The following is a 26234-nucleotide window of genomic DNA, read 5'->3' as shown; positions in this document are numbered from 1 at the left end:
AGATGTGTATAAGAGACAGGTATATGAATTATGGGCGAGACACAAACAATTACACCCAGATCATTCTTATTTAATGTATTAAATGGAGTAGCATTAGCTATCGTGGTGGGAATGATTCCCAATGCTATTCTAGGAGAGCTCTGTAAATATTTAGGCCAATACAATGAATTCTTCTTAAAGATTGCATTTGTAACTCAAGGCATTCAATATACAATTCCAGTTCTTACTGGCGCACTCATTGCAGTGCAATTTGGAATGACGCCAATTCAAGTAGCATCAGCTGGTGCAGCCGCTTTTGTAGGTTCTGGTGCAGCTGTAGTTTCAGATCATAAATGGATGATTGTTGGAATTGGAGATTTAATCAACACAATGATTACTGCTGCGATTGCGGTTGGAATTATGCTATTAATTAAAAACCGTTTTGGTAGTTTAAATATGATTGCGCTCCCTCTTGTTGGGGCCGGTTTAGCAGGACTGATAGGCTATTTATTATTACCAATTACTAAGTTAATTACTGTTGGATTGGGTGAATTAGTCAATAGTTTGACTAATATGCAACCTATTATTATGACAATTTTGATTGCAATCATCTTTTCAATATTAATTGTATCTCCAATTTCTGCTATAGGAATTGGAATTGCAATAGGAATTTCAGGTTTAGCGGCGGGATCAGCTGCAGTTGGTGTAGCTGCTAGTGCGATTATGTTAACGATTGGTAGCTGGCGCGTAAACAAAATTGGTATTCCGATTACTGTATTATTAGGTGCCGTTAAAGTAATGATGCCTAATTTAATTCGACATCCGATTATTATGTTACCGATTGTGTGTACTGCAGCCGTTTCAGGTCTTGTTGGAGGTTTATTAAACATTCAAGGTTCACCTGACTCTGCAGGTTTTGGTTTAATCGGTTTAGTAGGACCTATTAAATCTATGGCACTTTTAAATTCAAGTACAATGACTAGTTTGTTAATAGTCATTATTGCTTATGGAGTGGTGCCATTGGTTTCTGCACTATTTTTCCACTTCTTATTTGGAAAAGTATTAAAATTGTACAGTCCAGATGTATTTATTTTCAAACAATAATACTAAATTAAAACGTCTAGTTAAAAGAGTAAATGTACTCGGCTAACTAGACTTTTTTTATTGCTCTAATAAAATATGATAATTTTATATGTTTTTAATAATTAAAAAGATGAAATAAAAAAGTATTTTATTTTTAACAGAAAGGGTACAATATTTTTAGGTTTAATGATATATTCTAAGTAATCAAACGTTAAGGTGGCAGACTTTGACGCTTTTCTAACAACAAGTAAAGGACATTTAAAGACTTAAACGCATCAAGATAGCCTATAAAAGCTTAAAGAAAGAAAAACTAAATAGGATATATCAATGCGATTTATGCTTTATTTCGTAGGTGATAAACGTGAAATATTTTAAGACTGAAGATCTTAAATTACAAGACGGCGTTATTAAGCCGGAATTTGGAGTCGTTAGATATGATTACCAAAAGAAATTAAACACTTATAAAGCAGTGGAGAAATGGTATTACCCATTGAAGCGATTATTGGATGTATTGATGAGTATCATCTTATTATATTTTACTTTTCCAATAATGGTCTTATTCGCAGTATTAATCGTTATTGATTCATTTGGCAACCCAATCTATAAGCAAATTAGAGTCGGGAAAAATGGCAAGTTAATTACAATTTACAAATTGCGATCTATGAAGCTCAATGCAGAATGTAATGGGGCGCAATGGGCAGAGAAAGATGACCCTAGAATAACGAAAGTCGGTAAGTTCATTAGAAAAACAAGAATAGATGAATTGCCACAACTGCTTAATGTTTTAAAAGGAGAAATGAGTTTTATAGGACCGCGACCTGAACGACCAGAATTTGTTGAATTATTTAGTTCGGAAATACAAGGTTTTGAAAAGCGATGCTTAGTAACACCTGGTTTAACTGGTCTTGCACAAGTTAAAGGAGGGTACGATTTATCTCCTAAAGAAAAATTGAAATACGATTTGAAATACATTTACAAAGGTAATATTTTTACCGAGATTTATATCTGTTTGAAAACAATTAACATTATCATCACAGGATCAGGATCAAGATAGGTGGATAAAATGCGAAAAAATCTTAATTTAAGTGAATTTGGAAAAATTTTAAAAGAAAATATTGTGTTAATTATTTTGTGCGTTGTTATTTTTGGAGCTATTAGCTTTGTAGTTTCACAATTTATTATTACGCCGAAATATCAAGCAACTTCGAACGTCATTATTAATCAAAAACGCGCAAATGATGACAACTTATATAAAAACCCAAATGAAATTCAAACAAATATTCAATTAATCAAAACGTACTCAGAAATTATTAATTCTGAAGAAATTAAAAATAAAGCATTAGATGAAATAGATACGAAGAATAAAAATAGCCTTTATCAAGGTCTCTCTGTAGATTCTGTAGAGAATTCACAAATCATCAAGATTAATGTATTAAGTGAACATCCTAAAGAAGCAGTAGCCTATGCGAATGAAGTAGCTAAAGCGTCTAAAGAAGAAATTGAAAGAGTAATGGGTGTTGATAATTTATCAATTTTATCAAAAGCGACAAATAGTCAAGTTAAGTCACCAAAATCTCCAAATATCTTACTTAACGTGGTGTTTGGTGTTGTCTTCGGATTAGTGATTGCGCTTTTAATTATGTTCACTAAATATTTATTAAATAACAAAATTAAATCTGAAAAAGAAGTTGAAAATTATTTACATCTTCCTACGATTGGAAAGATTAGTGACTTAGGTGATAAAAAATGAGTAATAAATCAAGTAAATATATAAGTACAGCCCAAGATTTAATCAATGAGGAAATTAAAACGCTTAGAACTAATGTAACCTTCAACGTTACTGAAGAAAATAGCACGGTATATATGATTACCTCTTCAAGACAAGGAGAAGGTAAAACGTTTGTAAGTAAATCGCTTTCTGAATCACTAGCAAACGCACGCTATAAAGTATTACTAATTGATGCGGATATGCGTAGACCTCAAGTACATAAACGCTTTAATGTACCTAATAATTATGGTCTATCAAATATTATTAGTCATCAAATTCCTTATGAACAAGGCATTTATTATAGTGAAGATTCAAATCTCGATATTATACCTGCTGGAACCAAACCACCTAACCCTTCAGAACTTTTAGATTCGCCTAATTTTAAAGATTTCATAGAAGATATTAAAGGTGAATATGATTATGTGATTATTGATACGCCACCAATTTTACCTGTTACAGATGCATTAATCATTGGTAGACTAGTGGATCAAACTATCCTAGTTGCAAACAGTAAAAAAACGCCGAGAGAATTAGTTATAGAAGCTAAAACACGATTAGATAATTTAAAGATTTCTGTATTTGGCGTGGTGCTAAATCAAGTAAAACATACTAATACTAAAGGCTATTATTAGAAAGGGCTTGTATCAATTTGAAGATTTTATATCTTATTACGAAGGCTGATAATGGCGGCGCACAAACACATTTAATTCAACTCGCAAATAATTTTTGCCAAAACAATGATGTCTACGTAGTAGTAGGGTGTAAAGGGCCGATGTTAGAACAATTAGATGCTCGCATTAAAGTAACAATTGTTGAGAATTTAATCGGACCTATCAATGTGAAGCAAGACATTTTAGCAACTAAAAAAATCACCCGACTCATTAATAAGATTCGTCCGGACGTGATTCATTTACATTCTTCTAAAGCCGGCACAATTGGAAGACTGGCATATAAACTATCTAAGATGAAGAAGGCTTTAGTTGTTTTTACGGCGCACAGTTGGTCCTTTACAGATGGTATTGCACCACTTAAGAAATATTTATATTTATTTATTGAGAAAATGATGTTCAAAGTAACAGATCGAGTGATTTGTGTATCGGAGTTTGATAAGCAATTAGCTATAAAATATAACTTTAACCCCAAGAAGCTGATAACCATTCATAACGGTATTACCGATCCATTCAAGTTTACGACATTGTCGCGTGAGACAGGCGATATTCATCAATTCGTTATGATAGCTCGATTCGCCTATCCTAAATTACAAATGAATATTATCAATGCTTTAAATTTATTGAAAAAGATGACCGAAAAACCATTCCATTTTACCTTTATTGGAGATGGCATTAATTTAAATGAATGTAAACAGTTGGCTCAATCTGTAGAAGTAACGCAAGAAGTGAGTTTCTTAGGCAATGTGATTAATGCACAAAAAGAATTACCACGTTACGATACATTTGTTTTAGTGAGTAAACATGAAGGTTTACCAATTAGTATTATTGAAGCCATGTCATATGGATTACCGGTGATAGCGAGTGATGTAGGCGGGATAAGTGAATTGGTGGATAATAATGGAATTATTCTTAAAGATAACGAACCGCTTACTATTGCTTCAGCCTTACAACAACAGTTAGAGAATAAAGATTATATTAAACAAAGTGACCGTTCTAGAGAGAAATATCTTGAGCACTTTACAGAAACTAAAATGTTAAAAGAAGTGGAAATGGTTTATGATGCGTACTCAAGAAAATAGCACATTTTTAAATATATTATTAATAGGCTTAGCAATATTTATTCAACAATCTTTCGTTATTAGTGGCATTAATATTTCAATTGCCGATTTTATTATTTTAATCTTATTCGCTTATATTTTAATCAAGCATAGCAAAATTATAGAAGTTAACTTTATCTTAATATTCGTTCTTGTTTTATATATTTATAGAATTTTAATGACGGTTATTCTAGGCGTCTTCGATGATATTCTCATGATTAATTTAAAAGAAATCTTAGCGACCTCAATTAAATTTGCGTTTGTGGTGATTTATCTTTTAATTGGATCTATTATTTTAAAATTAAGTAATAGTAAGACTATTTTCTTAAAATCTTATGTTATAAGTAGCGCTATAATTGGGATGTTATGCGTGTTTACGAGCATTTTTAAAACGCCATTATTGATGCGTCTGTTATTCTTTGACGAGTTGAGATCTAAAGGATTAATGAACGATCCAAATTACTTTGCGATGACACAAATTATCAGTTTGATTTTAGTATTTAAATTGACGAATCATTTCTTTTATAAGTTGGTACTGTCACTAATCATTTTATTATCTATTTTCACGACAGGTTCAAAGACCGCTTCAATCATCATTTTGTTATTAATCATTGGTTATTGTGTCGTTAAGTTATTTAACAGAAATATTCTCAGTATTGTTAGCGTACTATCCGTCTTTTCTATTCTATTATTAGGTGCATTTTATATGGTTAATTTTGGTGATTGGCACGCTTATGATGTGGATTTAGGGGGCTCTTTCAATAGAATGGCGTCCATCTTTAAAGAAGGGACTGCTTCTATCAATGAGAGTGGGTCAGATAGAAGTCTAGTGTGGCTTAATGCCATTAATTTAATCAAATATACGCTAGGATTTGGGTTAGGTTTATTCGACTATGTTCATGTTGGTACATATTTAAATGGTGTCAGTCTGGTTGCCCATAATACATATTTACAAATATTTGCAGAATGGGGCATAGTCTTTGGTCTCGTGTTTATTTTCTACTTAATCTACTTGCTGTTTAATTTGATTAAATTTAACGAAAATGGGCGTAACATTGTATGGATTGCAGTACTTTTAATATTAATGGTTTATTTTATGACGGTATCTTTTAATAACTCAAGATACGTGGCTTTTGTGATAGGTATACTAATTTATTTAGTTCAAACAAATAAGACAGAAGGTAGACATACCCATGAAGAGTGACTCACTTAAAACGAACATTATTTATCAGAGTTTATATCAGGTCATCAGAACTATTACGCCTATTATCACCATTCCAATTATCTCACGAGCATTTGGACCTTCTGGCGTAGGTGTCGTTTCGTTTTCTTTTAGTATGGTTCAATATTTTTTAATGTTTGCGAGTGTCGGTGTGCAATTATACTTCAATCGTTTGATTGCAGAAGTCGCGCATAAAAAAACGCAATTATCGAAACAATTTAGCGACATTTTTATGAGTAAATTGCTTCTATCATTAACAGTTTTATTACTTTACGTTATTACGATTAGCGTATTTATTCATGAATATTATTTAATATTTTTACTTCAAGGGATATATATTATTGGCGCAGCAGCTGATATTTCATGGTTTTATGCAGGAATTGAGAAATTTAAAATTCCAAGTTTAAGTAATATCGTAGCTTCGTTAATCGTTTTAGTTATCGTTGTATTTTTTATTAGAGATACTTCAGACTTACCATTATATGTTTTCACATTATCTATCGTGACTGTACTTAACCAATTGCCACTTTACTATTATTTGAAAAAATACATTACTTTAAAACGGATGAATTGGCAGAATGTATGGCATATTTTTCGTTCGTCTTTAGTCTATTTATTACCTAATGGCCAATTAAACTTTTTTACAAGTATTGCCTGTGTAGTTCTAGGATTAATTGGAAGTTATAGTGACGTGGGTATCTTTACGAACACGTTTAATATTTTATCGGTAGCGATTTTACTTGTGAATACAATAGATTTAGTGATGATTCCGAGAATTACTAAATTAGCACGTAAGCAAGATAACGCTTTGACACAAATGCTGGAATTAAATATAAATATGCAGCCAATTTTAACAGTTCCGATGGTATTGGGTATTATCGCAATTATGCCAACATTTTATGTGTGGTTCTTTGGTGAGCAATTTAAAAGTACTGTCTCACTGATGAACGTATTAGCAATATTACTATTCATTATTCCACTTAATATGACGATAAGCAGACAGTATCTTATTATTCAAAATAAGATGAAAGTGTACAATATGTCGTTGATTATAGGCGCTTTTGTCAATTTCATTTGTTGCATTATATTTATTCCATTTTTCGGGATTTTTGGTGCTGGGATAGCTAGAATTACTTCTGAACTTCTCATTTTGTTATGGAGAGTGATTGATATTTCTGGCACAGGTATTAAATTAGATATTAAAAATCTTAGTAAAACCGTATTTGCCTCTTTCGTAATGATCATGGTATTACTGTTTCTTAACACTTACCTTACTCCAACAGTCCAATCAACTATTCTCTTATTAGTAGCGGGAGTAGCCGTATATCTAATAACTAATTTAGTGTTGAAGCATGAATTTATTTTACTTATTTTAAAGAATTTAATTAAGCGTGGTGATAATTTTGATCGACATTCATAATCATTTAATTTGGGGCGTTGATGATGGCGCAAAGGATATAGAAGAAACAATCAGTATGATTAAAACAGCGTATGCGCAAGGTGTTACTAGAATTATAGCGACGCCGCATTTCTATATTGATACTTATGAGCCGAATAAAGATGATTTATATGAGAAGAAAGCACTGCTAGAACAGCGATTAGAAGGACTAAATCTTCCTGTTTCGATTAAGATAGGAGAAGAGATTTATTTAGAACCCGCTTCTTTTGAAAAGATTGAATCAAAAACTGCGCTATCGTTAGATGATCAAACATACATATTAGTTGAATTTTCATTCAACGATATTCCATTATTTATATTTGAACTTCTTGTTAAGCTAGTAGACATGGGTTATGTTCCTATTATTGCACATCCTGAACGATATAAGTCTGTACAGACAGATTTTAGCTTGCTTGAAAAGTTTGTTGATTTAGGATGTATCTTGCAATTAAATGGAGGTTCGATTTTAGGTAATCATGGTAGAAGTGCGAAAAAGGCTGCCAAATATATGGTGAAACATCGATTATTCCATCTCATTGGTAGCGATGCACATAATGATGCTAACCGACCATTCATTACTGGAAAAGCGTTTAAGAAGATTAAAGACCAAGACTTTAAACATTTCTTAGAAACCAATGCAGAAGCAATTTGGAACAATCAAAGAATCAATAGTTACAAATACTTTCAATAGATTAAAATATTAAAAACGAGCTAGACATTGTCGTCTAGCTCGTTTTTTAGTTCGTTATACAAGAAGTAATTTAATCCCTCTAAAGATATTTAATAAGAATAATATACCTGCCCAAATAAAGAAAATGACAGCAAGTACAAGGCCTATAAACCAACCCATGCCATGTTGTGAACCAATCATTGCTGGGACAATCATTAATGCTACGAAACTTATGGCAATAAGTACCCAAGTCCAAATGTGATTAAATAAAGCATTTCTAGAATGTGTTGATCCAGGTGGAGATGCGAAAATCCATACAATCAATGGAAAAAGGACTGGCGCAAAGAATACACTTAGATAACTTAGAGCGCCTAGTATATTACCACTTCGTTCGTCATATCTATCTTCGTAATTTGCCATGCTTTTCACCTCAACTCTATATAAACACATAATAAGGTTGAATTTAAGGATAAAAGCCTTAAATTACAACTCTGTAAGTTAAGCAATAAAGAAAAAGAACTTCCAAGAAAATAACTATTCCCGAGAAGTTCTTTTAAGTTCCCTGTATATTAAATTATGCTTGTGAATATTGTTCTTTTTTATCTTTATTTTTATTCCAAGGCATTGGAATGTGTAAGTGTAGTAAATCGAATTTTTTAATAATGAAACCTATAATTAAGGCTAAAATTACAGCTGTAATTGCGACTGCCACAATTGTAATAATTGAAGTGATAGGGTTATTGAAACCGAATAATACAATCGCACCAGCCATTGGTGTCGCCATACCAGTTACACCAATTTTCAAGCCACTGAAATTGATAATACATGCGGTAACCATACCGATTAATGCGTTTGCCCCATAGAGGACTGGTGCGTATTTCACGATAAGATCAATTTGTGTAAGTGGTTCGATAAATACGGCGAAGCGGTTAGACTTATTACCAATTTTAAGTAAATTAAATAATGTGAAGTTCGCAAATGATGCGCCTGTACAAGTGATGGCACCAATAGCCATTGGAACCCCTGTTAAGCCTAATATACTTGCAAGTACCATTGAACTTAATGGTGTCATACTTGTTACTGGAATGATTAAACCTAAAATAATCGCTAACGCGTATGGACTGCTATCTCCTACAGAGTTAACGGCATTCGCGATAGAATTTAAGACTGCCGTAACGCCTGGATTAATTAATGTTGCTAAGCCATATACTAAAGCTGGCGCAACAAGAATAACCACGATTAAATCTAAACCGTCTGGTACTTTTTTCTGAAGAAACTTAATAACGAAAGCTGTTAAATAAGCAGCAATAAATGCAGGTAACAAACTGAAATCTTTTAACGTCAGACCTACGATAACAGCGAATACAGGTGATACTTTTAAGTTAAGACACGCTAGTATTCCGACTGCAATACCACCTAAGCTTCCTGCTAAATCCCCAATTTCTTGTAAGAATTTTATATGGAAAATGCCTCCAATAGCATAACTTAAGAATGCTTGTGGTAAGAAGGTCGCACAAGCAGCCCCTGATAACGCTTGTAATCCTTCTTGGCCATATGGCGCAAATTTTAAGAATAATGTCATAACAATAAGCACAATCACTAATGTGCCGACCCCTAATATGATATTCATTTAAAATAACTCCTTAATATATATAATGTATATTTTAAAACATTTTAATATTGTAACATATATCGCAAGTATTAAATTTGTTAACGATTATATTGTCTATATTTACCGAATTATTTAGAGCTATTGTTTTTTATTTTCAAAAGTTCTGTAAAGATGAGCCGAGTAGTATAATGGCAAGGGTGAGAGGCGCTTGGTGCTACTTAAGCTAATTGTTTCTATCAATGGTATAGTGAATGAAAATAAGAATATTTTAGAAAAAGCGATTAAAAGATTATAAACATTAGAACAAGGAGTTTAGTATGGGAAGCATTGAAAGTTTTCAATCATATAAATTATTGAAACAAATATTCTCAAATTCTGAAGCTTCTTATGAGATACAACAATGGAATCAACAATATGAAGCTATAGAAATTGAAACTAGCAATGGAATTTTTATCAGTAGGTTGGCCCAAAAGACGCCTAATAAAAATGGTTTCTTTTTTGCAATTTGGAAAAAAGATGAAAATAATAAAAATGAACCATACGAAGTAAAAGATATACATGATGCATTGATAGTGAATATCGTTGATGCACATAAATCAGGACAGTTTATTTTTCCTAAGGATGTTTTATTAGATAAGGGCATTTTAAAAAGCGATAATTATAAAGGGAAAATGGCCCTAAGAGTTTATGCGCCGTGGGAAACTGAATTAAATAAAACTGCTATTAAAACACAACAGTGGCAGTGTGACTATTTTAAAGAGATGGAACACGAATAAATAATTGATGAATTATATTAACGAAAATAAAAATATTATGTGTAAATGGAGATTAATACATGGATGGTATCATTGCGTTTCTTCAAATGTTAGTAGTCGTATCTTATTCAATATTTTTATTGGCAGTTTTTATGTATTGTATGTGGAAGTGCGTCTTTTTCGTAAATGATTTAATTAGGAGTTTATTAGGTAATAGATTGCGACAGGATGACCCTGAAGGTATGTCATTTTTTATTTTATTTGTAGCTATATTTTTAGGCTCATTATTATTTATTATCCCTTTCTATATTGTTGTAATGCTAATTGGTAATTTCTTCCAAATTCCTTTAGTAATTATCGGTATTTACATTATTGTTAAAAAGTTAAAACAACAACGAAAAATTTAAGATATTTAATACATAGGAGTGTTGATATGGAAGAGTTTGTAATAGAAGGCCATGATATTTCTAAAGTAATAAATCATCAACATATTATTAAAAAGATAAATATGAATTTTCCATATAATTCTATTGTTTTAATCGAAGGAAAAAATGGTTCTGGAAAAAGTGTTACTTTGAAAATGTTAGCTCATATATTAAAACCATCAAGTGGGGCATTAAAGGTAAATGGTATTGTAAGTTATGCACCTGATCACTTACCCTCAACGATTAATTTAACTGTTAAAGAATATCTAAAATTTATTGAAGATATGAGTTCAAATACGCATTTTAATATGAATATGGAGGAATTGGTTAGCCGATTCGATTTAACTCCTTTTTTGGAAAAAAGAATTAAAGAATGTTCTAAAGGTACTCAACAAAAAGTGAATTTAATACAATGCTTAGCGAAAAAAGCAGACATTTATATTATGGATGAGCCATTTTCTGGTCTTGATAAGCGTACGATAGCCCAATTAAAAGCAATACTCTTGGAATTAAGACAGTTTGCAACAGTAGTCCTAACATCCCATGAAGAGGCGTTAGACTATTCATTTGTTACGCATAAATTTAATTTAGAAAAAAGCTCTTTTGTAGTGAATAAGTATGAAACTAAAGCTAAATCAATGATAGTTAAAACTAGAGAAAGTTTAGATTCCAATCTACGTAAAAATTTAAAAAAACTTGAAGCACAAGTAATAAATAATGTTCAAATTAAAGTGAATGCAGCTAAAAGTAACCAGTTAATTACACTGTTGATTGAAGAAGGCTACTTTATTAAAGAGGTAAGAGAGGATAATGAAGATGGCACTTATTAATTATCATTTTAAGAACTTTATAAGAACATATAAGTGGATTGGCCCTTTAATAAGTTTTTTACTCTTGGTAGTAATTCTATATACTTATTCAGGTCAACCAATACTATCTAGTTTCGCTAGTACCTCAATGCTTCTTCTTTTTATTTCAGTTTGGATAACTGTAATTGTTTTAGATATAGATTCTACAAAGGAGAAACAATTATTATTTACTCAATTGAAGTCTAAAAAGACCTACTTAACTAGTAAATTAATATTCTCTTTTATCATAATTTTGCCATTAGGTTTATGGGCTATCGCTTATCCAATTATTACTTTTAGATTTGAACATATGCCTAATTTGATAGAAATCTTAATAGGTATATATAGCCATATTATTATAATTGCTTTAGGTGTAATTATGACAACTTTAATTAAATCTCTAACTAATGTTTCTGATAAACTTATATGGTTATTCCTTGTCTTAATATGTTTAATCTTATTGTTAAGAGGAATTCTTGTTCAAACATTTCCGAACTTAAAATATATTTTATGGATTTTTCCACCGGTTAGTGATTTTCTTAATACATTAAATAAAAATTTAACAGATGTATTTAGTGTTTCATTCTTACTTATTAATTTTTGGATGATTGGTTATTTAATTGTGATGTTGATATTACTATATACCATTTTTAATAAGTCAGAATATATAGAATGACTCCCATAATATTGAACATAAAATTAGAGGTTGAGACATAAACGCTTTAGTTCTCAACCTCATTCATAGTTTTATAAATGATTATTCCATGCTTCCGTGAATCGTCTCGATGTTATGTTTCATCATTTTATAATAAGAATCTCCTTTAGATCCTTTTTCTCCAATTGAATCTGTAAATACTTCTCCGTAAATACTTTTGCCAGTTTCTTCAGATAAGCTATTCATAGATTTTTTGTCTACACTTGTTTCAACTAATAAATGTTTAATGTGATTGTCTTTAACAAATTTTATAGCTTGTTTCATTTGTGAAGGTGTGCCTTGTTTTTCAGTATTGATTTCCCAAATATAGCCAGGTTTAATATCAAATGCTTTTGAGAAATATTTGAAGGCACCTTCACTTGTAATCATGGCACGTTCTTGTTTCGGAATATCATTAAATTTATCTTTACTATCCTTGTTTAACTTTTCCAACTGGGCAAGATAAGTCTTACCTTGTTTCTCATAGTCTGCTTTATGTGATGAGTCTGCTTTAATTAATTGTTCTTGAATGTTCTTCACATATTGAATACCATTGTCTAAACTCAACCAAGCATGTGGATCAATCTTATCTTTATTCCCAATTTCCCCATTTAAATAGATTGGTTTAACGCCTTTAGACACCGCGAAGACTGACTTGTCATCCGTAGATTTACCTGCTTGTTTTAAGGCTTTTTCAAACCAACCGTTACCAGATTCTAAATTGAAACCATTGTAGAAGATGACGTCTGCATCTGTAAGTTGTTTAATATCTTTCGGTTTAACTTCATATTCATGAGGGTCTTGTCCTACAGGTACGATGCTATGAACGTCAACTTTATCTCCACCAACTTGTTTGACCATATCATAAATAATGGAGTTAGTAGTCACGACCTTCAATTTGTCGTGATGTTTGCTATGGTGCTCATTAGAATTTGAACTACAAGCTGCTAAAACGAGCATTAATATAATAAGTAATGGAATAAATTTTTTCATGTTGTTTGTACACCTCTATACTTTGTTTTTATTTTTGAAAAGAGAAGGGTCAAGATATAGATACTAAATGTTGCAATCACAATCGTCGCACCACTAGGCAGATTGTAAATAAAGCTAAAGTACAATCCGACAATCGAACTTACTACGCCAATCAAACTTGCTAAAATCATCATTGAATAAAGATTCTTTGTGATTAAAAAGGCGGTCGATGCCGGTGTCACAAGTAAGGCAACGACTAAGATAATGCCTACAGTTTGAATACTAGCGACAGTTACTAAAGCGAGTAATAGCATTACAAAATAATGAATCATCGTTGTATTCAATCCACTCACACGGCTAAATGTGGCATCAAAGGTTGAAATCATTAATGGTCGATAAAGTATGATAATCAGTAACATTACGATGATTCCAATAATGATAGTTGTCCAAAATGTTTGTCGCATGATTGCGAGTAAGTTTCCGAATAAAATATGATGTAAATCTGTCGTGCTATTGATAAGACTAATAATGATGACGCCTGTTGCGAGAAATGCAGTGAAACTAATGCCAATTGCTGCATCGGGCTTTGTTTTACTATTGTTTGAAATGTAGCCAATTAATAAACTTGCAATCATGCCAGTGACTAATGCTCCGATGAACATCGGAATATTGAATAAGAATGATAAAGCCACACCAGGTAAAACAGCATGACTCATTGCATCTCCCATTAACGATAATCCACGCAAGATAATCAAACTCCCCACAGTTCCGCATACAATACCTACAACGATTGACGTAATTAACGCTCGGTTTAAGAACTGATAGTCAAATAAATGTTGAATGAAATCAGTCATTTGGTAGGTCGCTCCCTTCATCAAAAGTAGAAGATACATTAAAAAGAAATGTTCGATTTAGATATTGTGACTGCATCGCTTGATGACTAGGACCGAAGAACCTAACAGTGCGATTAAGTAAAAGAATTCGATCGAAATAATGCGTTGCTTTAGATAAATCATGATGCACAATGAGAATGAGTTTGCCTTGATTTTTTAATTGACGAAGTTTCTCCATAATAAGTTGCTCACTGTTAAAATCAATGCCCACAAACGGTTCGTCTAATAAATAGACGGTACTGTCTGACATCAATGCTCTTGCCACAAGTACACGTTGCAACTGACCGCCACTAAGCTCGGAAATTTGTTTGTATTGTAACGAGGCTAAGTCCAAGTCTCTTAATAGTTTTTGAAACTTCATTTTTGAAGCGTAATCGACACGTTTGAACCAGCCGATAGTTTGATAACAACCAGATAATATGACTTTTTCAACATTGATTGGAAAGTCTAAGTCTAATTGCGCTTTTTGAGGAATATATGTAACGCAGTGCAATTGTTTATGTATGAATTTGCCATATAAATACATCTCACCACTCGCATTGAATTCACCGATTAGACATTTCAACAAAGATGATTTACCGGCACCGTTGGGCCCCATAATACCGATAATCTCTCCAGAAATTGGAATCTTTAATGTAATATTTTTAAGCACATGTTTGTGATTTAAATGCAAATTCATGTTGCTAATTTCTATCAATCAACTACCTCCTAAATAAAATTTTAGGTTAACCTAATTTATTTTATAATAAATGCCTAAAAAGAGGTGTGTCAAGTTGAGATAGTAAATAAAAATATGAATCGTGTATGTAATTATTCAAGAAAAGATGGGTTTAATCGCTCTTTAACCATTGTTGTTGATACATTTAATTAATTTGAGTCAGATTGACAATCAAGAATCTAAATGTAAAGGGGAGTGGAACAGAAATTAAAAACTAATTTCGTTTTCCCACCCCGGCAAGGATGACTAGATTTGAAAAAGCTTGCTTCAAGGTATTTTCAAATCAGTCAGCTACTGCCAATATGTTAACGAAGGCTGAGACACTTTATTATTGTCCCAGCCTTTATAATTCTTATAAACAATGTACGGAAACGTTAAAATACATTAAAGTCAGAAAATTTTTTAAATTTATTGAATATTTCGAACAAATAAAGGCGAAAATTTTGTATAATAGCAAGTAAACTAGAAATAGGAGAAAGAGACTTATGACGAAACACAAACTTTCAATCAAAGATAATATTTTTATCGGATCAATGTTGTTTGGTTTATTCTTTGGTGCTGGGAACTTAATCTTCCCAATTCATCTAGGACAAACGGCAGGGTCTAACGTGTTACTCGCCAATCTTGGTTTCTTAATTACAGCAATTGGGTTACCATTCTTAGGGATTGTAGCGATTGGCATCTCTAAAACGAATGGCGTTTTTAAAATTTCTTCAAGAGTAAGTAGAACATACGCTTATTTGTTCACTATCGCATTGTATCTAGTAATAGGGCCATTCTTTGCCTTACCAAGACTTGCGACAACATCTTATGAAATTGCATTTTCTCCATTCGTATCGCCTAGTACAGGTAAAATTCTATTACCAATTTTCAGTATTTTGTTCTTTGTTATCGCATGGTTCTTTGCGAGAAAACCTTCAAAAATACTTGATTACATAGGTAAATTTTTAAATCCAGTATTCTTAATTCTGTTAGGGATTGTAGTACTATTAGCGTTTATTCGTCCAATGGGTGGCATTAGCCATGCGCCTGTAAGTGCGGATTATAGTAATAGTGTATTACTTAAAGGGTTTATCGACGGTTATAACACACTTGATGCTTTAGCATCACTTGCTTTCGGTATTATTATCGTAACGACAATTAAGAAGCTAGGTATTACGAATCCAAATGGTATCGCGAAAGAAACGTTCAAATCTGGTGCCATTAGTATTATTGCGATGGGCGTCATTTACACATTATTAGCTGTTATGGGTACGATGAGTTTAGGGCATTTTAAAGTCAGTGAAAATGGAGGCATCGCACTTGCACAAATCGCGCAACATTACCTTGGTGACTATGGCATTATCATATTGTCATTAATCATTATCGTGGCATGTTTAAAAACGGCGATTGGGTTGATTACCGCATTTTCAGAAACATTTACTGAACTCTTCCCGAAAATGAACTATCTATGGTTAGCGACAGGTGTGGCAGTGCTAGCGTGTATCTTCGCTAACGTGGGTCTAACAAAGATCATTATGTACTCAACGCCAGTGTTGATGTTCATCTATCCATTAGCGATTACGTTAATCCTATTAACATTAGCAAGTCCGTTATTTAATCATTCAACGATTGTTTATAAATTTACGACGTTCTTCACAATGTTTGCAGCGTTCTTTGACGGTGTAAATGCGAGTCCGGAATTCTTTGCGAAGACAGCATTTGCGCAAGCATTAATCGGTTTTGCGCAAAAATATTTACCATTCTTCACGATTGGTATGGGATGGATTGTCCCTGCAATTATCGGATTTATCATCGGTTTAATTGTTTATAAAGTGCGTTTTGGACGCCAAAAACAAATTTAATAATTGCTCAATTTATAAGCTATGTTTAACTCATTTGGTATGAGCTAAGCATGGCTTATTTTTTTATACTTTTAAAAAGTCACTATTGTACAAATAAAATTATTATAGTACTATATAAATCGTAATTATTACGATTTAATATGAGTGAGGAGAATTTGATGACTAAGAGTTATGAGGTTTGGTGGCAAAAGGGAAATGAAACAGACGATGATATGGCCCGCGATCACCAAGAAGCATGGGAGAGAACGATACAACTACTAGATCGTTCAGATATTGAAGGCAAGACGATTTTAGATGTGGGATGTAACCAAGGCGGATTTTTACGTCAGTTATATGACAAGATTCAATTTAAAGCAGGCGTAGGTATTGATTTAGCTCGTTTATCTTTGGAAAAGGCAGACGCCTTAAAAGGGCAACGTCCGCTACACTATTTTTTAACGGACAAACCACAAGATACAGCGTATACATATGATACAGCAGTCAGTACATCAGTCTTATATTTAATCGAAGATGTGCCACAACATGCGCAAGACTTAAAAGCAGTGTTGAAACCGGGTGGCGTGTATTATGCAACGTTTGCAGATTTAACATATAATCCAAGTCGTCAATATATGGATGACACGATAAATAAATATGGCGCGACGCCTTCTCAGAATCACTCGTTAAAGCATATTGTTGATAGCTTTGTCGATGCTGGATTTGAAGTAGCAGTTATGAAAGAACCAATTCCAGATGTCATAGATTTAACGCATTATAGTGATTTTTATTTAACGCCAAATGATTATTTACGCACGCTATATGAAGAGTCATTTTTAATAAAAGCGAGATTGAAAGAAGGTACTGGGGAATGAATAAGAGACTAATAATGACAGTGGCTGTAAGTGCGACGCTCTTACTAGCGGGATGTGGCAACCACCATAAAGATAGCAAAGATATCACGGTGTCATTACCGACTGAGGCAAAGGCAGACAAGCTTGATGCACAAGGTTATGATGCGGCAATGCCCGTGTATAGTGCGGTTTACGATGCATTAGTGAAATACGATAAAGATAAAGGTATTAAAGCAGGCTTAGCAGATAAATGGAGTGTGGATAAATCTGGTAAGGTGTATGAATTTCATTTGAAAGATAATGTGAAATTCTCGGATGGTTCAAAGTTAGATGCCAAAGCGGTTAAATTCTCAATTGAGCGTGCCAAAGCAATGAATAAAGAAACGACAGTGGAAACGTTGAAGAAATTAGATGAAGTTGTCGTGAAAAATGACTATGTCGTCCAAATTAAATTGAAATCACCGTCGAACCAAGTGTTGAACGAATTAACACAAGTGAGACCTTTACGCATTATGAGTCCCCATTCTGTAGAAGGTGAGAAAGTGACTGGTAAATTCAAGAAAGCGATTGGTACTGGGGCGTTCGTAGTTGATCACACAGGTAAAGAAAAGACAACAATGAAACCTAATAAATACTTCGATAATAGCCATCCAGTTAAGTACAATCTAGCTTTCCAAACGATTGAAGATGGCGATTCTAGAAACTCGGCTGTGCAAAGTGGTTCGGTAGATATTTCTGGTGGTTCACTAGGCATGTTAACGGATCAACAAATTAAACAAGATAAGAAGAACAATAAATTAACGGTTGAGGATAGACCAAGTACCGTAAGTCATTTCATGGCCTTTAATCCGAACAATAAAATATTGAGCAACAAAGCGATTCGTGAAGCGGTAAGTAAGAGTATCAATGCGAAAGCCATTGCTGGCAAACCAGTTGATGGTTTGTTTCAGAATAATGTGCAGTATGTTAATAAAGAGAATCAGCAACCTCACGTATTTGATATTGCCGGCGCTGAAAAACTGTTAAAGACTGAAGGTTATAACAAGAATAAAGACGGTATTTTTGAAAAGGATGGTCAACCACTAACATTCAATTTAGTCATTCAAACGGCAGAGTTTCCAAATTGGAAAGATAAAGCAGAACAAGTACAACGTGATATGAAACAAGCAGGGATTAAAGTAAATGTTAAAACATTAGATGCTCAATCTTATTACGACACATTGTGGACTAAAAAGGACTATGACCTCATTTTCTATAGAACGTATTCAGATGCATTAATGCCATATAACTTTATGAGTTCAGTATTTAAAAATAATGATGGCAAATCTGGTGTCTTAGCCAATGATGACACGCTTACAAAACAATTAGATGATTACCCATCAAACGTATCGAAAGAAGACCAACAACACGCCTTTAATGATATATTTAAGCACTTCAATAAACAATATTATGGTGTGCCAATCGCTTATCCGAATGAAACATTTGTAGTAAGTGATAAAGTGAAAGAATTTAAATTCTCAGGATTAACGGATGCGCCAATAGATTATAAAGCATTGAAAGTTAAAGAGTAATCATGCTGAAACGCACGTTTAAATTATTCTTCTATTTAATAGTAAGTTCATTTATTATCTTTGTCTTAGTTGAAAAGACATCCGGCAATCCAGCAATTCTTTATTTGCAACGTCATGGTTATACCTCAATTACGCAAGAAAATATTGAGTTAGCCCAACATAAACTTGGTTTAGGTCGAAATCTATTTCTTAGATATATCGACTGGATTGGTCATGCTTTTACAGGAAATTTAGGTTATAGCTTTAGTACCAACGAGCACGTTACTTCAATGATAATAGAGGCAATCCTTCCGACGCTGACGTTGATGATTGTCTCTGCATGTATCATGTTGCCTGTCGGATATATTATCGGCTATGTTGTTGGCATACGGCCACAAACCCGTTATAGCTCTATAATTCGTGGCTTTGCGCAAGTGATGACGTCTATGCCTGAATATTGGTTAGCAATCTTACTTATTTATTATTTCGGCGTTCGCTGGCAACTTCTGCCATTTGTTGGCAGTGATTCATGGCAACGTTTTATATTACCGATTTTAACTATCGTCTCGATTGAGGGTTGTCATATTTTATTAATGACTGCGCATCTTATTGAAAGAACGCTAGCTAATGATGCTTATCAACTGGCGTTATTACGTCGTTTTCCGTTAAAAGCGCGTATTGTCGTGCAAATTAAAGAGATTTTTGCACCTCTTATGACTATTTCTGTGAATAGCGTTATTCATTTACTTGGAAAAGCAGTCATCCTAGAAGTCATCTTCAGTATGTCGGGGGTAGGAAAGTTACTCATTAATGCAATTAATCAGCGAGATTATCCACTTATTCAAGGAATTGTAGTCATTATTATTGTCATTATCATGCTTATAAATTATGTGGGAGACTTAATTATTTTGAAAAATGAACCTAGATTACGTCGTGATGTTTATAAGAAAGTTGATGATGAGAAGAGAGGTTTGACATGAAGAGACACAGTAAACCATATGTCACAGTAAGTCTAACCATTATTGTCTTAACAGCATTAATTATTTATAGCATTGTGCATAGTACTCAGCAGTTTGCGCCATTAGAATCTCCTGAGTGGCAACATTTATTAGGTACAGATCAACTAGGAAGAGATTTCTTTGCTAGGTTATGTGTGGGAAGTTTGGTAACACTTAGTTTGACTGCGATTGTCATTATATTAAGTGTTGGAATAGGCTTGATGCTTGGTCTAATTGCAGGTGTAGAAAGAAAGTGGCTAGATCAAATCGTGATGTTTATGGCAGATATGTTGTTAGCGATACCTTCTTTCATTATCGCATTAGTTATCTTAAGTTTGATAAGCAATTCAATGCTAGGTATGATTCTTGCACTCACATTAGGATGGATGGGACGCTACTTGCGTTATTTTAGAAATTTGACGCGTGATATTCAGAAACAACCTTTTATTCAATATGCCGTATTAAGTGGTAATTCGAAAGTAAAAACAACAGTTACGCATGTGATTCCGCATTTGTGTAGTAATATCTTCGCTTTAATCACTGCAGATTTCGGCAAGATTATGCTTAGTATTTCAGGTCTTGCATTTCTTGGTTTAGGTATTAAACCGCCAACACCAGAATTAGGCACAATTTTATTTGATGGTAAAAGTTATTTCAATGGCGCGCCATGGTTATTCTTTTTCCCTGGATTATTGTTAGGAGGTTATGCCTTATTATTCCAAATTATCAACAAAAAGATAACCCGATAATAAACGTAGAACAATTAAGTGTGTTTGATAACGACTGTACCTTGATCGATTCGGTTTCTTTAAAAGTGAACAAAGGAGACTTTCATTGTATTATTGGCGAAAGTGGAAGCGGTAAATCATTGTTGACGCGAACCATTCTTGGCATGAAGCGAGACAATTTGCGATATCAAGGTTCGGTAGAGGTTGATTTAAGTAAAACGGATGCAGTCTTCCAAGATGTTTACAGTAATATGTTTCAAAACGTCACGATAGGCAAACATTTTCAATATTTGTTTGAAGCCACAAAATCTACAATGACTTCGACACAACAAACTGACTGGGTAATAGAGCAAATGCGCTTATTTGGTTTAAATGATGGAGAAAAGGTGCTTAAACGTTATCCTTTTGAAATGAGCGGTGGTATGGCACAACGTATTGCTTTCATAATGTCATTAATAAGACGTCCGGGTGTCTTATTTTTAGATGAATCGACGAGCGCATTGGATACAGATAACGTTGAGCGGTTGATGTCGTATTTGATTGAAGCCCAACAGCGTTATGGTATGACGATTATTTTTATCACACATGATATTAATTTAGTTAGAAACTATGCGACATATATGAGTATTATGAAAAATGGTCATATCATTGAAAGCGGGGCTGCGGAATCAATTCTGAATAATCCAACTGAAATCTATACGCAAACGTTAATTGAGATAGCACATAGGAGAAAAGATTATGCTAGAAATTAAAAATGTGACTAAACAGTTTGGTGGGAGAATCATTTTCGAAAATATTAGTTTTGAGATGAAACAACATCATTTACTGATTAGTGGAGAAAGTGGAAGTGGTAAATCTACATTAGCCAAGATTCTAGCGGGATTAGACACAACGTATAGCGGCCAATTGTATCTCAATCATAGACCTCGTGAAGATTATACTGCTAAAGAATGGATGAAAGTCATTCAATATGTACCACAATATCAACGTGATACATTAAATGGACGTAAAACGGTGCGCTATATCTTAACCGAGCCATTGAAGAATTATCATTTTCAAAAAGAAACGTACGCCATGAGAACTGAAGCAGTGCTAGAACGCTGTGCACTGTCGCCTGAGATCTTAAATCAGCGTGTTGACACGTTAAGTGGAGGCCAATTTCAACGCGTATGGATTGCTAAAGCACTAATTGTAGAACCACAAATATTAATATTAGATGAAGCGACTACAAATTTAGATGTGATTAATGAAGAAACGATACTTCAAATGCTCAAAACATTAACAGAAACTCAACTCATCATTATCTCACATGATCAATATGTACTTAATTCGTTTGAAGGTAAAACAATTAAAATAAACTCGGCCCATCATTAATGGAGATAGATTTGTCACTGAAAAAGTATAAGATATAACGTATTTGCATAAATAAATTCTATATAGTTATTAATTTTAAGTTTGAACATGGCTGAAACAGGGGATAAATTTACTGTTAAATATATTCATGAAAGTTGTAAAGAGTTAAAAATGATAGGGCATATCTTAAAGGAGGGAATTTTTATGAATATTTATAGACTTAAATATCAACATTATAAAGACATTGACAGTAATGTTTTAACAGTATTTGTCGAAGCTGATAGTGAAGAGGATGTAAAAAAATTTGCAAAAGTAGTAAGCTATTCAGTAGAAGACATCCAAAAATTATCAGAAGAAGAGTATAAAAAAGAAAGAGCTGAAACTGAATCATTTGGCCTTGAACATGCTGATAAATATATAGATAAATAAGAAATTTAGGTTGAGACGCTTTTGGTCTTAGCCTCTTTTTTATTTGTGTTTCATAATAATCGTTATTTATAAAATGAAGAAATAAGGGAGTAATAAACATGAATAATCAAAAAGACAATTTTGAACATGCTATTGTATTAGGCGGTGGTGGATCACTCGCTATTGGTTGGGAATTAGGTTATCTTTCAGCGTTATCTGAAGCGGGCATTGATGTGAGACACGCAGAGTTAGTCATTGGTACGTCAGGCGGCGCTCAAGCTGGTACTAGCGTGACTTCTGACTATAGTTGGGAAGAGATTTATGATCAACAAATTGCGCCTAAATCTAATGAAGAACCTCCTGTTAATGATATGTCTGAGATATTTGCGCGTTATAACGAAATTGAGAAGAATGCTTCAACACCAGAAGAGTGGATTAAGAACTATAGCGTTTATGCTTTAGAAGACCATAAATTTAATGAAAGCGTCCATATTAACCGTTTAAAAAATAGAATTAAGGTAACGGAATGGCCGTCTAACATGATGATTACTGCAGTGAATGCTAATAAAGCACAACGTGTTGCATTAACATCAGAATCAAATGTAGATATTCACAGAGCCATGGCATCAAGTGGCTCGTTACCAGGCGTTTGGCCAGCGACTACAATTGATGGAGAGAAACACTTCGATGGTGGTTGCCATTCAATGGAAAATGCTGATTTAGCAAAAGGCGCAAAAAAAGTATTAATATTTGCGACAAATCTTCCAGTAGCAACGCCTTATACGCTTGATGATGCGATTAAAGAATTAGAACAAAATGGTTCTGAAGTTAAATTAATTACACCAAGCAAAGAGGTATTTAATAAATTACAAGATCTTGGTGGCAATACAGTTAACCCTGCTATTCGTCCGGACATTTTCAAAGTAGCGCAAGAGCAAGGTCGACAAGATGCTGAAATGATTAAAACATTCTGGGAGTGATAAGTGTGAACAAAGATTTAAGTCATATCCAACCACCGACGCAATTCAAATACAAAGCGGGTCAGACGATTCTTAAACAAAGTTATGAATTTAAATGTGATAATCGCATTTATTTCAGTGAAACAGCACATCAAGATCTCTTTGACCACTCGTATCGTTTATATGTAGATGTGTTATCTCCTATTGGGAACTTTGGTTTGGGTCTAGATTTTAATGAAGTAGATGCCATTTATAATGATTTCATTAAACCTAAAGTAGAGGGCCAAATTTTAAATGAAACCTTGCCTAATATGAATACGACAGCTGAGAATATTGCGATGTGGATCTGGGATGAGTTTGAACGTCATCTTCCTGAAGATAATCATATGTATGAATTACAGTTATTTGAGACTGACCGCCATGGGGTAAGTCTTAATCGTTTTACTATAAATAGCTAATTATGTAGTAATCAATGTCTAAGACAAAGAAGTGGTTGTCTTAGGCATTTTTAGGACGGAATGATGAATTCAAAGTGAGTTCAGCTCCGTCCTTTTTCTTTTATTGAAAAACTATAAAAAAGATGTGCTAAATACTGAGGAATATAATAAATTATTATCAGATTTAGGATTGAAAAAACTAGAAAATAAATTACCTTCTGAAGTATCTGGAGGGCAAAAACAGCGTGTAGCAATTGCAAAGGCAATTTACACGCAACCTTCAATTATTTTAGCCGATGAACCTACAGCATCACTTGATACAGAGAATGCTATGGCAGTAATGGAAATTTTGAAAGAACAATCTAAACAACGCAATAAAACATGTATTATCGTTACGCATGATGAACGTCTCACTCAATTCTGCGACAAAGTCTTTCATATGGAAGATGGTCGTTTAACAGAAAAATAAAAGAAAACGTAACATAAAAAAGCCTGCCTCTATAATTAATCCAGTTTAATTATAGAGACAGGCTATATATTTATCTATATTTAATAGTAAATTGATAATTTATTAAGATTCTGACTGTTCTTCAAGTGCGCGATCTTCTTCATCCATTTCAATCGTCGCTTTTTCAGATTCTTTTTTATATTTTTGATACATAATGACTAAGATAATCGCCCAAACTGGTGCGAATAATACAGCGTAACGTGTACTGCTATTAATTAATAAAACGACAAAGATAAATGCGAAGAATACTAAAATACCATAAGCTGTGTATTTACCACCTGGCATTTTAAATTTACTTTCTTCATGTAATTCAGGATTTCTTTTAACAAATCCTAAATAAGCAACCATGATACATGTCCATATCATAATATTTAGTACGGTTGAGAAAGTAGTGATTTGTACGAATACCTTCGTCGCATCTTTAAAGATAGCATTTAAAACAACTGCGATACTTAATAATCCACATGTAAGTAAGATTGCATAAAAAGGTACGCCATTTTTATTTGTTTTATGTAAAAATGCAGGACCTTGTTTTCTACCAGCTAAACCAAATAAAGTACGGCTATTAGCAAAGATACCACTATTACATGATGATGCGGCCGCAGTTAATACTACGAAGTTGATAATACCAGCGGCAAATGGAATTCCGATTAAACCGAATAATTTAACGTAAGGACTATCATCAGGATTTAATTTATGCCAAGGTACTACTGCCATAATTACAGCTAATGAACCAATATAGAATATTAAAATTCGGAAAGGCACATTATTAATCGCTTGAGGAATTGTTTTATGTGGATCTTTTGATTCCCCCGCTGTAATACCTATTAATTCTATACCAATAAATGAGAAAATAGCCATTTGGAATGACATAAGGAAACCTGATGCTCCGTTAGGGAAAAAGCCTCCAAATTCCCAAATATTTGATACTCTTGCAGGACCATATTGCGTCTTCATAGCGAAGATAACCATTACGATCCCCACGCCGATTAAAGCAAAAATAGTAATAACCTTAATAAGTGATAACCAAAACTCAAGTTCGCCAAATAATTTAGCGCTAAATAAGTTTAAAGAAATTAATACTAAAATTGTAAATGCAGCTGTTAGCCAGTTTGGCATGGCTGGATACCAATACTCTACATATTTGGCTACGGCTGTAACTTCAGCCATACCTGAAATAATCCAAGTTAACCAATAGGTCCACCCTACCATGAATCCAGCCATTGGATTGATATGATGATGAGCAATATCACCAAATGATTTGAATCCTAGGTTAGAAAGTAAGATTTCCCCCATTGCTCGCATAAACATAAATAAAATAAATCCTACGATAACGTAGGTTAACAATATTGATGGACCTGCTAAATGAATTGAAGCGCCGGCTCCAAGGAATAATCCTGTTCCTATTGCACCACCAATCGCAATAAGTTGTATGTGCCTATTGCTTAATTCTCTTTGCAGTTTATCTGCCATAAATGTTCTTCCCTTTCGTGGGTACATATATGACTGAATATAATGACTGAAATTTGTATACCCTTTGTTATAACATAAATAATTTGTCTGAATTTCAAATTATTTATTTTACCAAAATTAATGATACCCTATTTAATAAATAATAATCAATTATTAGTATAAATAGTGACTTTATTATACATTTATTAATAAAAATTTAAAACTTTTATTGTAAAAATAAGTATTAATTTTTTGTAAGCATATTTCTTCTCATCCCTTTCAAATTCAGTAATAATCTAGGATACGAAAAAAATTTGAAAAT

General features: G+C 33.2%; 28 protein-coding genes and 1 pseudogene. 23 read left to right on the top strand and 6 right to left on the bottom strand.

Annotated elements, in window-relative coordinates; translation table 11 throughout:
* Positions 1 to 30 precede the first annotated feature (30 nt).
* From CD128_RS02030 to CD128_RS01995, 8 genes are all read left to right on the top strand, one after another.
* Positions 31 to 1083 (top strand): PTS sugar transporter subunit IIC, encoded by a 1053-nt coding sequence (locus CD128_RS02030; RefSeq protein ID WP_103328421.1) that lies wholly within the window; start codon positions 31 to 33, stop codon positions 1081 to 1083.
* A gap of 340 nt (positions 1084 to 1423) precedes the next feature.
* Positions 1424 to 2116, top strand: coding sequence for a sugar transferase (locus CD128_RS02025; RefSeq protein ID WP_415239151.1), 693 nt, complete (start codon positions 1424 to 1426; stop codon positions 2114 to 2116).
* 9 nt (positions 2117 to 2125) lie between these two features.
* Positions 2126 to 2812: a YveK family protein gene (locus tag CD128_RS02020; RefSeq protein WP_103328420.1), complete on the top strand. Its 687-nt coding sequence runs from the start codon at positions 2126 to 2128 to the stop codon at positions 2810 to 2812.
* Positions 2809 to 3462, top strand: coding sequence for a CpsD/CapB family tyrosine-protein kinase (locus CD128_RS02015; RefSeq protein WP_103328419.1), 654 nt, complete (start codon positions 2809 to 2811; stop codon positions 3460 to 3462). The genes CD128_RS02020 and CD128_RS02015 overlap by 4 nt, the downstream gene beginning before the upstream one ends.
* Before the next feature lie 17 nt (positions 3463 to 3479).
* Positions 3480 to 4580, top strand: coding sequence for a glycosyltransferase family 4 protein (locus CD128_RS02010; RefSeq protein ID WP_103328418.1), 1101 nt, complete (start codon positions 3480 to 3482; stop codon positions 4578 to 4580).
* A complete protein-coding gene (locus tag CD128_RS02005) occupies positions 4558 to 5802 on the top strand; it encodes an O-antigen ligase family protein (RefSeq protein WP_231917243.1) in 1245 nt (414 codons plus the stop codon). Before CD128_RS02010 ends, CD128_RS02005 begins: the two co-directional genes overlap by 23 nt.
* Positions 5792 to 7240, top strand: a complete 1449-nt coding sequence (locus CD128_RS02000; protein ID WP_103328417.1) for an oligosaccharide flippase family protein — start codon at positions 5792 to 5794, stop codon at positions 7238 to 7240. The genes CD128_RS02005 and CD128_RS02000 overlap by 11 nt, the downstream gene beginning before the upstream one ends.
* Entirely contained in the window at positions 7224 to 7949 is a 726-nt protein-coding gene (locus CD128_RS01995) for a tyrosine-protein phosphatase (protein WP_103328416.1), read from the top strand. The genes CD128_RS02000 and CD128_RS01995 overlap by 17 nt, the downstream gene beginning before the upstream one ends.
* A gap of 54 nt (positions 7950 to 8003) precedes the next feature.
* Here CD128_RS01995 and CD128_RS01990 read toward each other — a convergent pair whose 3' ends face one another.
* Together CD128_RS01990 and CD128_RS01985 are read right to left on the bottom strand one after the other, a co-directional pair.
* On the bottom strand, positions 8004 to 8348 hold the full coding sequence (locus CD128_RS01990) for a hypothetical protein (protein ID WP_103328415.1): 345 nt from the start codon (positions 8346 to 8348) through the stop codon (positions 8004 to 8006).
* A gap of 154 nt (positions 8349 to 8502) precedes the next feature.
* Entirely contained in the window at positions 8503 to 9558 is a 1056-nt protein-coding gene (locus CD128_RS01985) for a PTS sugar transporter subunit IIC (protein WP_103328414.1), read from the bottom strand.
* A 299-nt stretch (positions 9559 to 9857) separates the two neighbouring features.
* Here CD128_RS01985 and CD128_RS01980 point away from each other — a divergent pair, with 299 nt between their 5' ends.
* The 4 genes from CD128_RS01980 to CD128_RS01965 are packed head-to-tail and all read left to right on the top strand — an operon-like array spanning position 9858 to position 12244.
* Positions 9858 to 10316 (top strand): MepB family protein, encoded by a 459-nt coding sequence (locus CD128_RS01980; protein ID WP_103328413.1) that lies wholly within the window; start codon positions 9858 to 9860, stop codon positions 10314 to 10316.
* 59 nt (positions 10317 to 10375) lie between these two features.
* A complete protein-coding gene (locus tag CD128_RS01975) occupies positions 10376 to 10702 on the top strand; it encodes a hypothetical protein (RefSeq protein WP_103328412.1) in 327 nt (108 codons plus the stop codon).
* 26 nt (positions 10703 to 10728) lie between these two features.
* Entirely contained in the window at positions 10729 to 11550 is an 822-nt protein-coding gene (locus CD128_RS01970) for an ATP-binding cassette domain-containing protein (RefSeq protein ID WP_103328411.1), read from the top strand.
* Positions 11537 to 12244 carry a hypothetical protein gene (locus CD128_RS01965; protein ID WP_103328425.1) on the top strand — a complete coding sequence of 236 codons (708 nt, stop codon included), beginning with the start codon at positions 11537 to 11539 and terminating at the stop codon, positions 12242 to 12244. Before CD128_RS01970 ends, CD128_RS01965 begins: the two co-directional genes overlap by 14 nt.
* A gap of 81 nt (positions 12245 to 12325) precedes the next feature.
* On the opposite strand, the gene mntC is transcribed toward CD128_RS01965, so the two are convergent.
* From mntC to CD128_RS01950, 3 genes are read right to left on the bottom strand one after another with little or no spacing between them, the layout of a single operon-like run.
* Entirely contained in the window at positions 12326 to 13255 is a 930-nt protein-coding gene (gene mntC, locus CD128_RS01960; RefSeq protein WP_103328410.1) for a manganese ABC transporter substrate-binding lipoprotein MntC, read from the bottom strand.
* Positions 13252 to 14088: a metal ABC transporter permease gene (locus CD128_RS01955; protein WP_103328409.1), complete on the bottom strand. Its 837-nt coding sequence runs from the start codon at positions 14086 to 14088 to the stop codon at positions 13252 to 13254. Before CD128_RS01955 ends, mntC begins: the two co-directional genes overlap by 4 nt.
* The gene (locus CD128_RS01950) at positions 14081 to 14824 is read right to left on the bottom strand and encodes a metal ABC transporter ATP-binding protein (RefSeq protein ID WP_103328408.1); all 744 of its coding nucleotides are present in this window, start codon (positions 14822 to 14824) and stop codon (positions 14081 to 14083) included. The genes CD128_RS01955 and CD128_RS01950 overlap by 8 nt, the downstream gene beginning before the upstream one ends.
* Positions 14825 to 15330: 506 nt before the next feature.
* Here CD128_RS01950 and brnQ point away from each other — a divergent pair.
* The 11 genes and pseudogenes from brnQ to CD128_RS01895 all read left to right on the top strand — a co-directional run.
* Positions 15331 to 16689 carry a branched-chain amino acid transport system II carrier protein gene (gene brnQ / locus CD128_RS01945; protein ID WP_103328407.1) on the top strand — a complete coding sequence of 453 codons (1359 nt, stop codon included), beginning with the start codon at positions 15331 to 15333 and terminating at the stop codon, positions 16687 to 16689.
* A 158-nt stretch (positions 16690 to 16847) separates the two neighbouring features.
* The gene (locus CD128_RS01940; protein ID WP_103328406.1) at positions 16848 to 17540 is read left to right on the top strand and encodes a class I SAM-dependent methyltransferase; all 693 of its coding nucleotides are present in this window, start codon (positions 16848 to 16850) and stop codon (positions 17538 to 17540) included.
* The gene (locus CD128_RS01935; protein ID WP_103328405.1) at positions 17537 to 19090 is read left to right on the top strand and encodes an ABC transporter substrate-binding protein; all 1554 of its coding nucleotides are present in this window, start codon (positions 17537 to 17539) and stop codon (positions 19088 to 19090) included. Before CD128_RS01940 ends, CD128_RS01935 begins: the two co-directional genes overlap by 4 nt.
* A 2-nt stretch (positions 19091 to 19092) precedes the next feature.
* A complete protein-coding gene (locus tag CD128_RS01930) occupies positions 19093 to 20049 on the top strand; it encodes an ABC transporter permease (RefSeq protein ID WP_103328404.1) in 957 nt (318 codons plus the stop codon).
* Positions 20046 to 20816, top strand: coding sequence for an ABC transporter permease (locus CD128_RS01925; RefSeq protein WP_103328403.1), 771 nt, complete (start codon positions 20046 to 20048; stop codon positions 20814 to 20816). The genes CD128_RS01930 and CD128_RS01925 overlap by 4 nt, the downstream gene beginning before the upstream one ends.
* Entirely contained in the window at positions 20783 to 21547 is a 765-nt protein-coding gene (locus CD128_RS01920; protein ID WP_103328424.1) for an ATP-binding cassette domain-containing protein, read from the top strand. Before CD128_RS01925 ends, CD128_RS01920 begins: the two co-directional genes overlap by 34 nt.
* On the top strand, positions 21534 to 22169 hold the full coding sequence (locus tag CD128_RS01915; RefSeq protein ID WP_103328402.1) for an ABC transporter ATP-binding protein: 636 nt from the start codon (positions 21534 to 21536) through the stop codon (positions 22167 to 22169). Before CD128_RS01920 ends, CD128_RS01915 begins: the two co-directional genes overlap by 14 nt.
* 87 nt (positions 22170 to 22256) lie before the next feature.
* Positions 22257 to 22577 carry a hypothetical protein gene (locus CD128_RS01910; protein ID WP_231917242.1) on the top strand — a complete coding sequence of 107 codons (321 nt, stop codon included), beginning with the start codon at positions 22257 to 22259 and terminating at the stop codon, positions 22575 to 22577.
* Positions 22578 to 22675: 98 nt separating this feature from the next.
* Positions 22676 to 23536: a patatin-like phospholipase family protein gene (locus CD128_RS01905; RefSeq protein WP_103328400.1), complete on the top strand. Its 861-nt coding sequence runs from the start codon at positions 22676 to 22678 to the stop codon at positions 23534 to 23536.
* Positions 23537 to 23541: 5 nt separating this feature from the next.
* Positions 23542 to 23973, top strand: coding sequence for a 6-pyruvoyl trahydropterin synthase family protein (locus tag CD128_RS01900; protein ID WP_103328399.1), 432 nt, complete (start codon positions 23542 to 23544; stop codon positions 23971 to 23973).
* A 94-nt stretch (positions 23974 to 24067) separates the two neighbouring features.
* Positions 24068 to 24421: pseudogene (locus CD128_RS01895) on the top strand (ATP-binding cassette domain-containing protein); the annotation flags it as partial.
* 102 nt (positions 24422 to 24523) lie between these two features.
* Here the strand turns inward: CD128_RS01895 and CD128_RS01890 are convergent.
* Complete coding sequence (locus tag CD128_RS01890) at positions 24524 to 25933, bottom strand: amino acid permease (RefSeq protein WP_103328398.1); 1410 nt, start codon at positions 25931 to 25933, stop codon at positions 24524 to 24526.
* Positions 25934 to 26234: the final 301 nt, after the last annotated feature.

This window comes from Staphylococcus croceilyticus, from assembly GCF_002902575.1.
Classification (GTDB): Bacteria; Bacillota; Bacilli; order Staphylococcales; family Staphylococcaceae; genus Staphylococcus; species Staphylococcus croceilyticus.
Note: the sequence above shows the minus strand (reverse complement) of the source record. Positions and strands in the feature narration are given on the sequence as shown.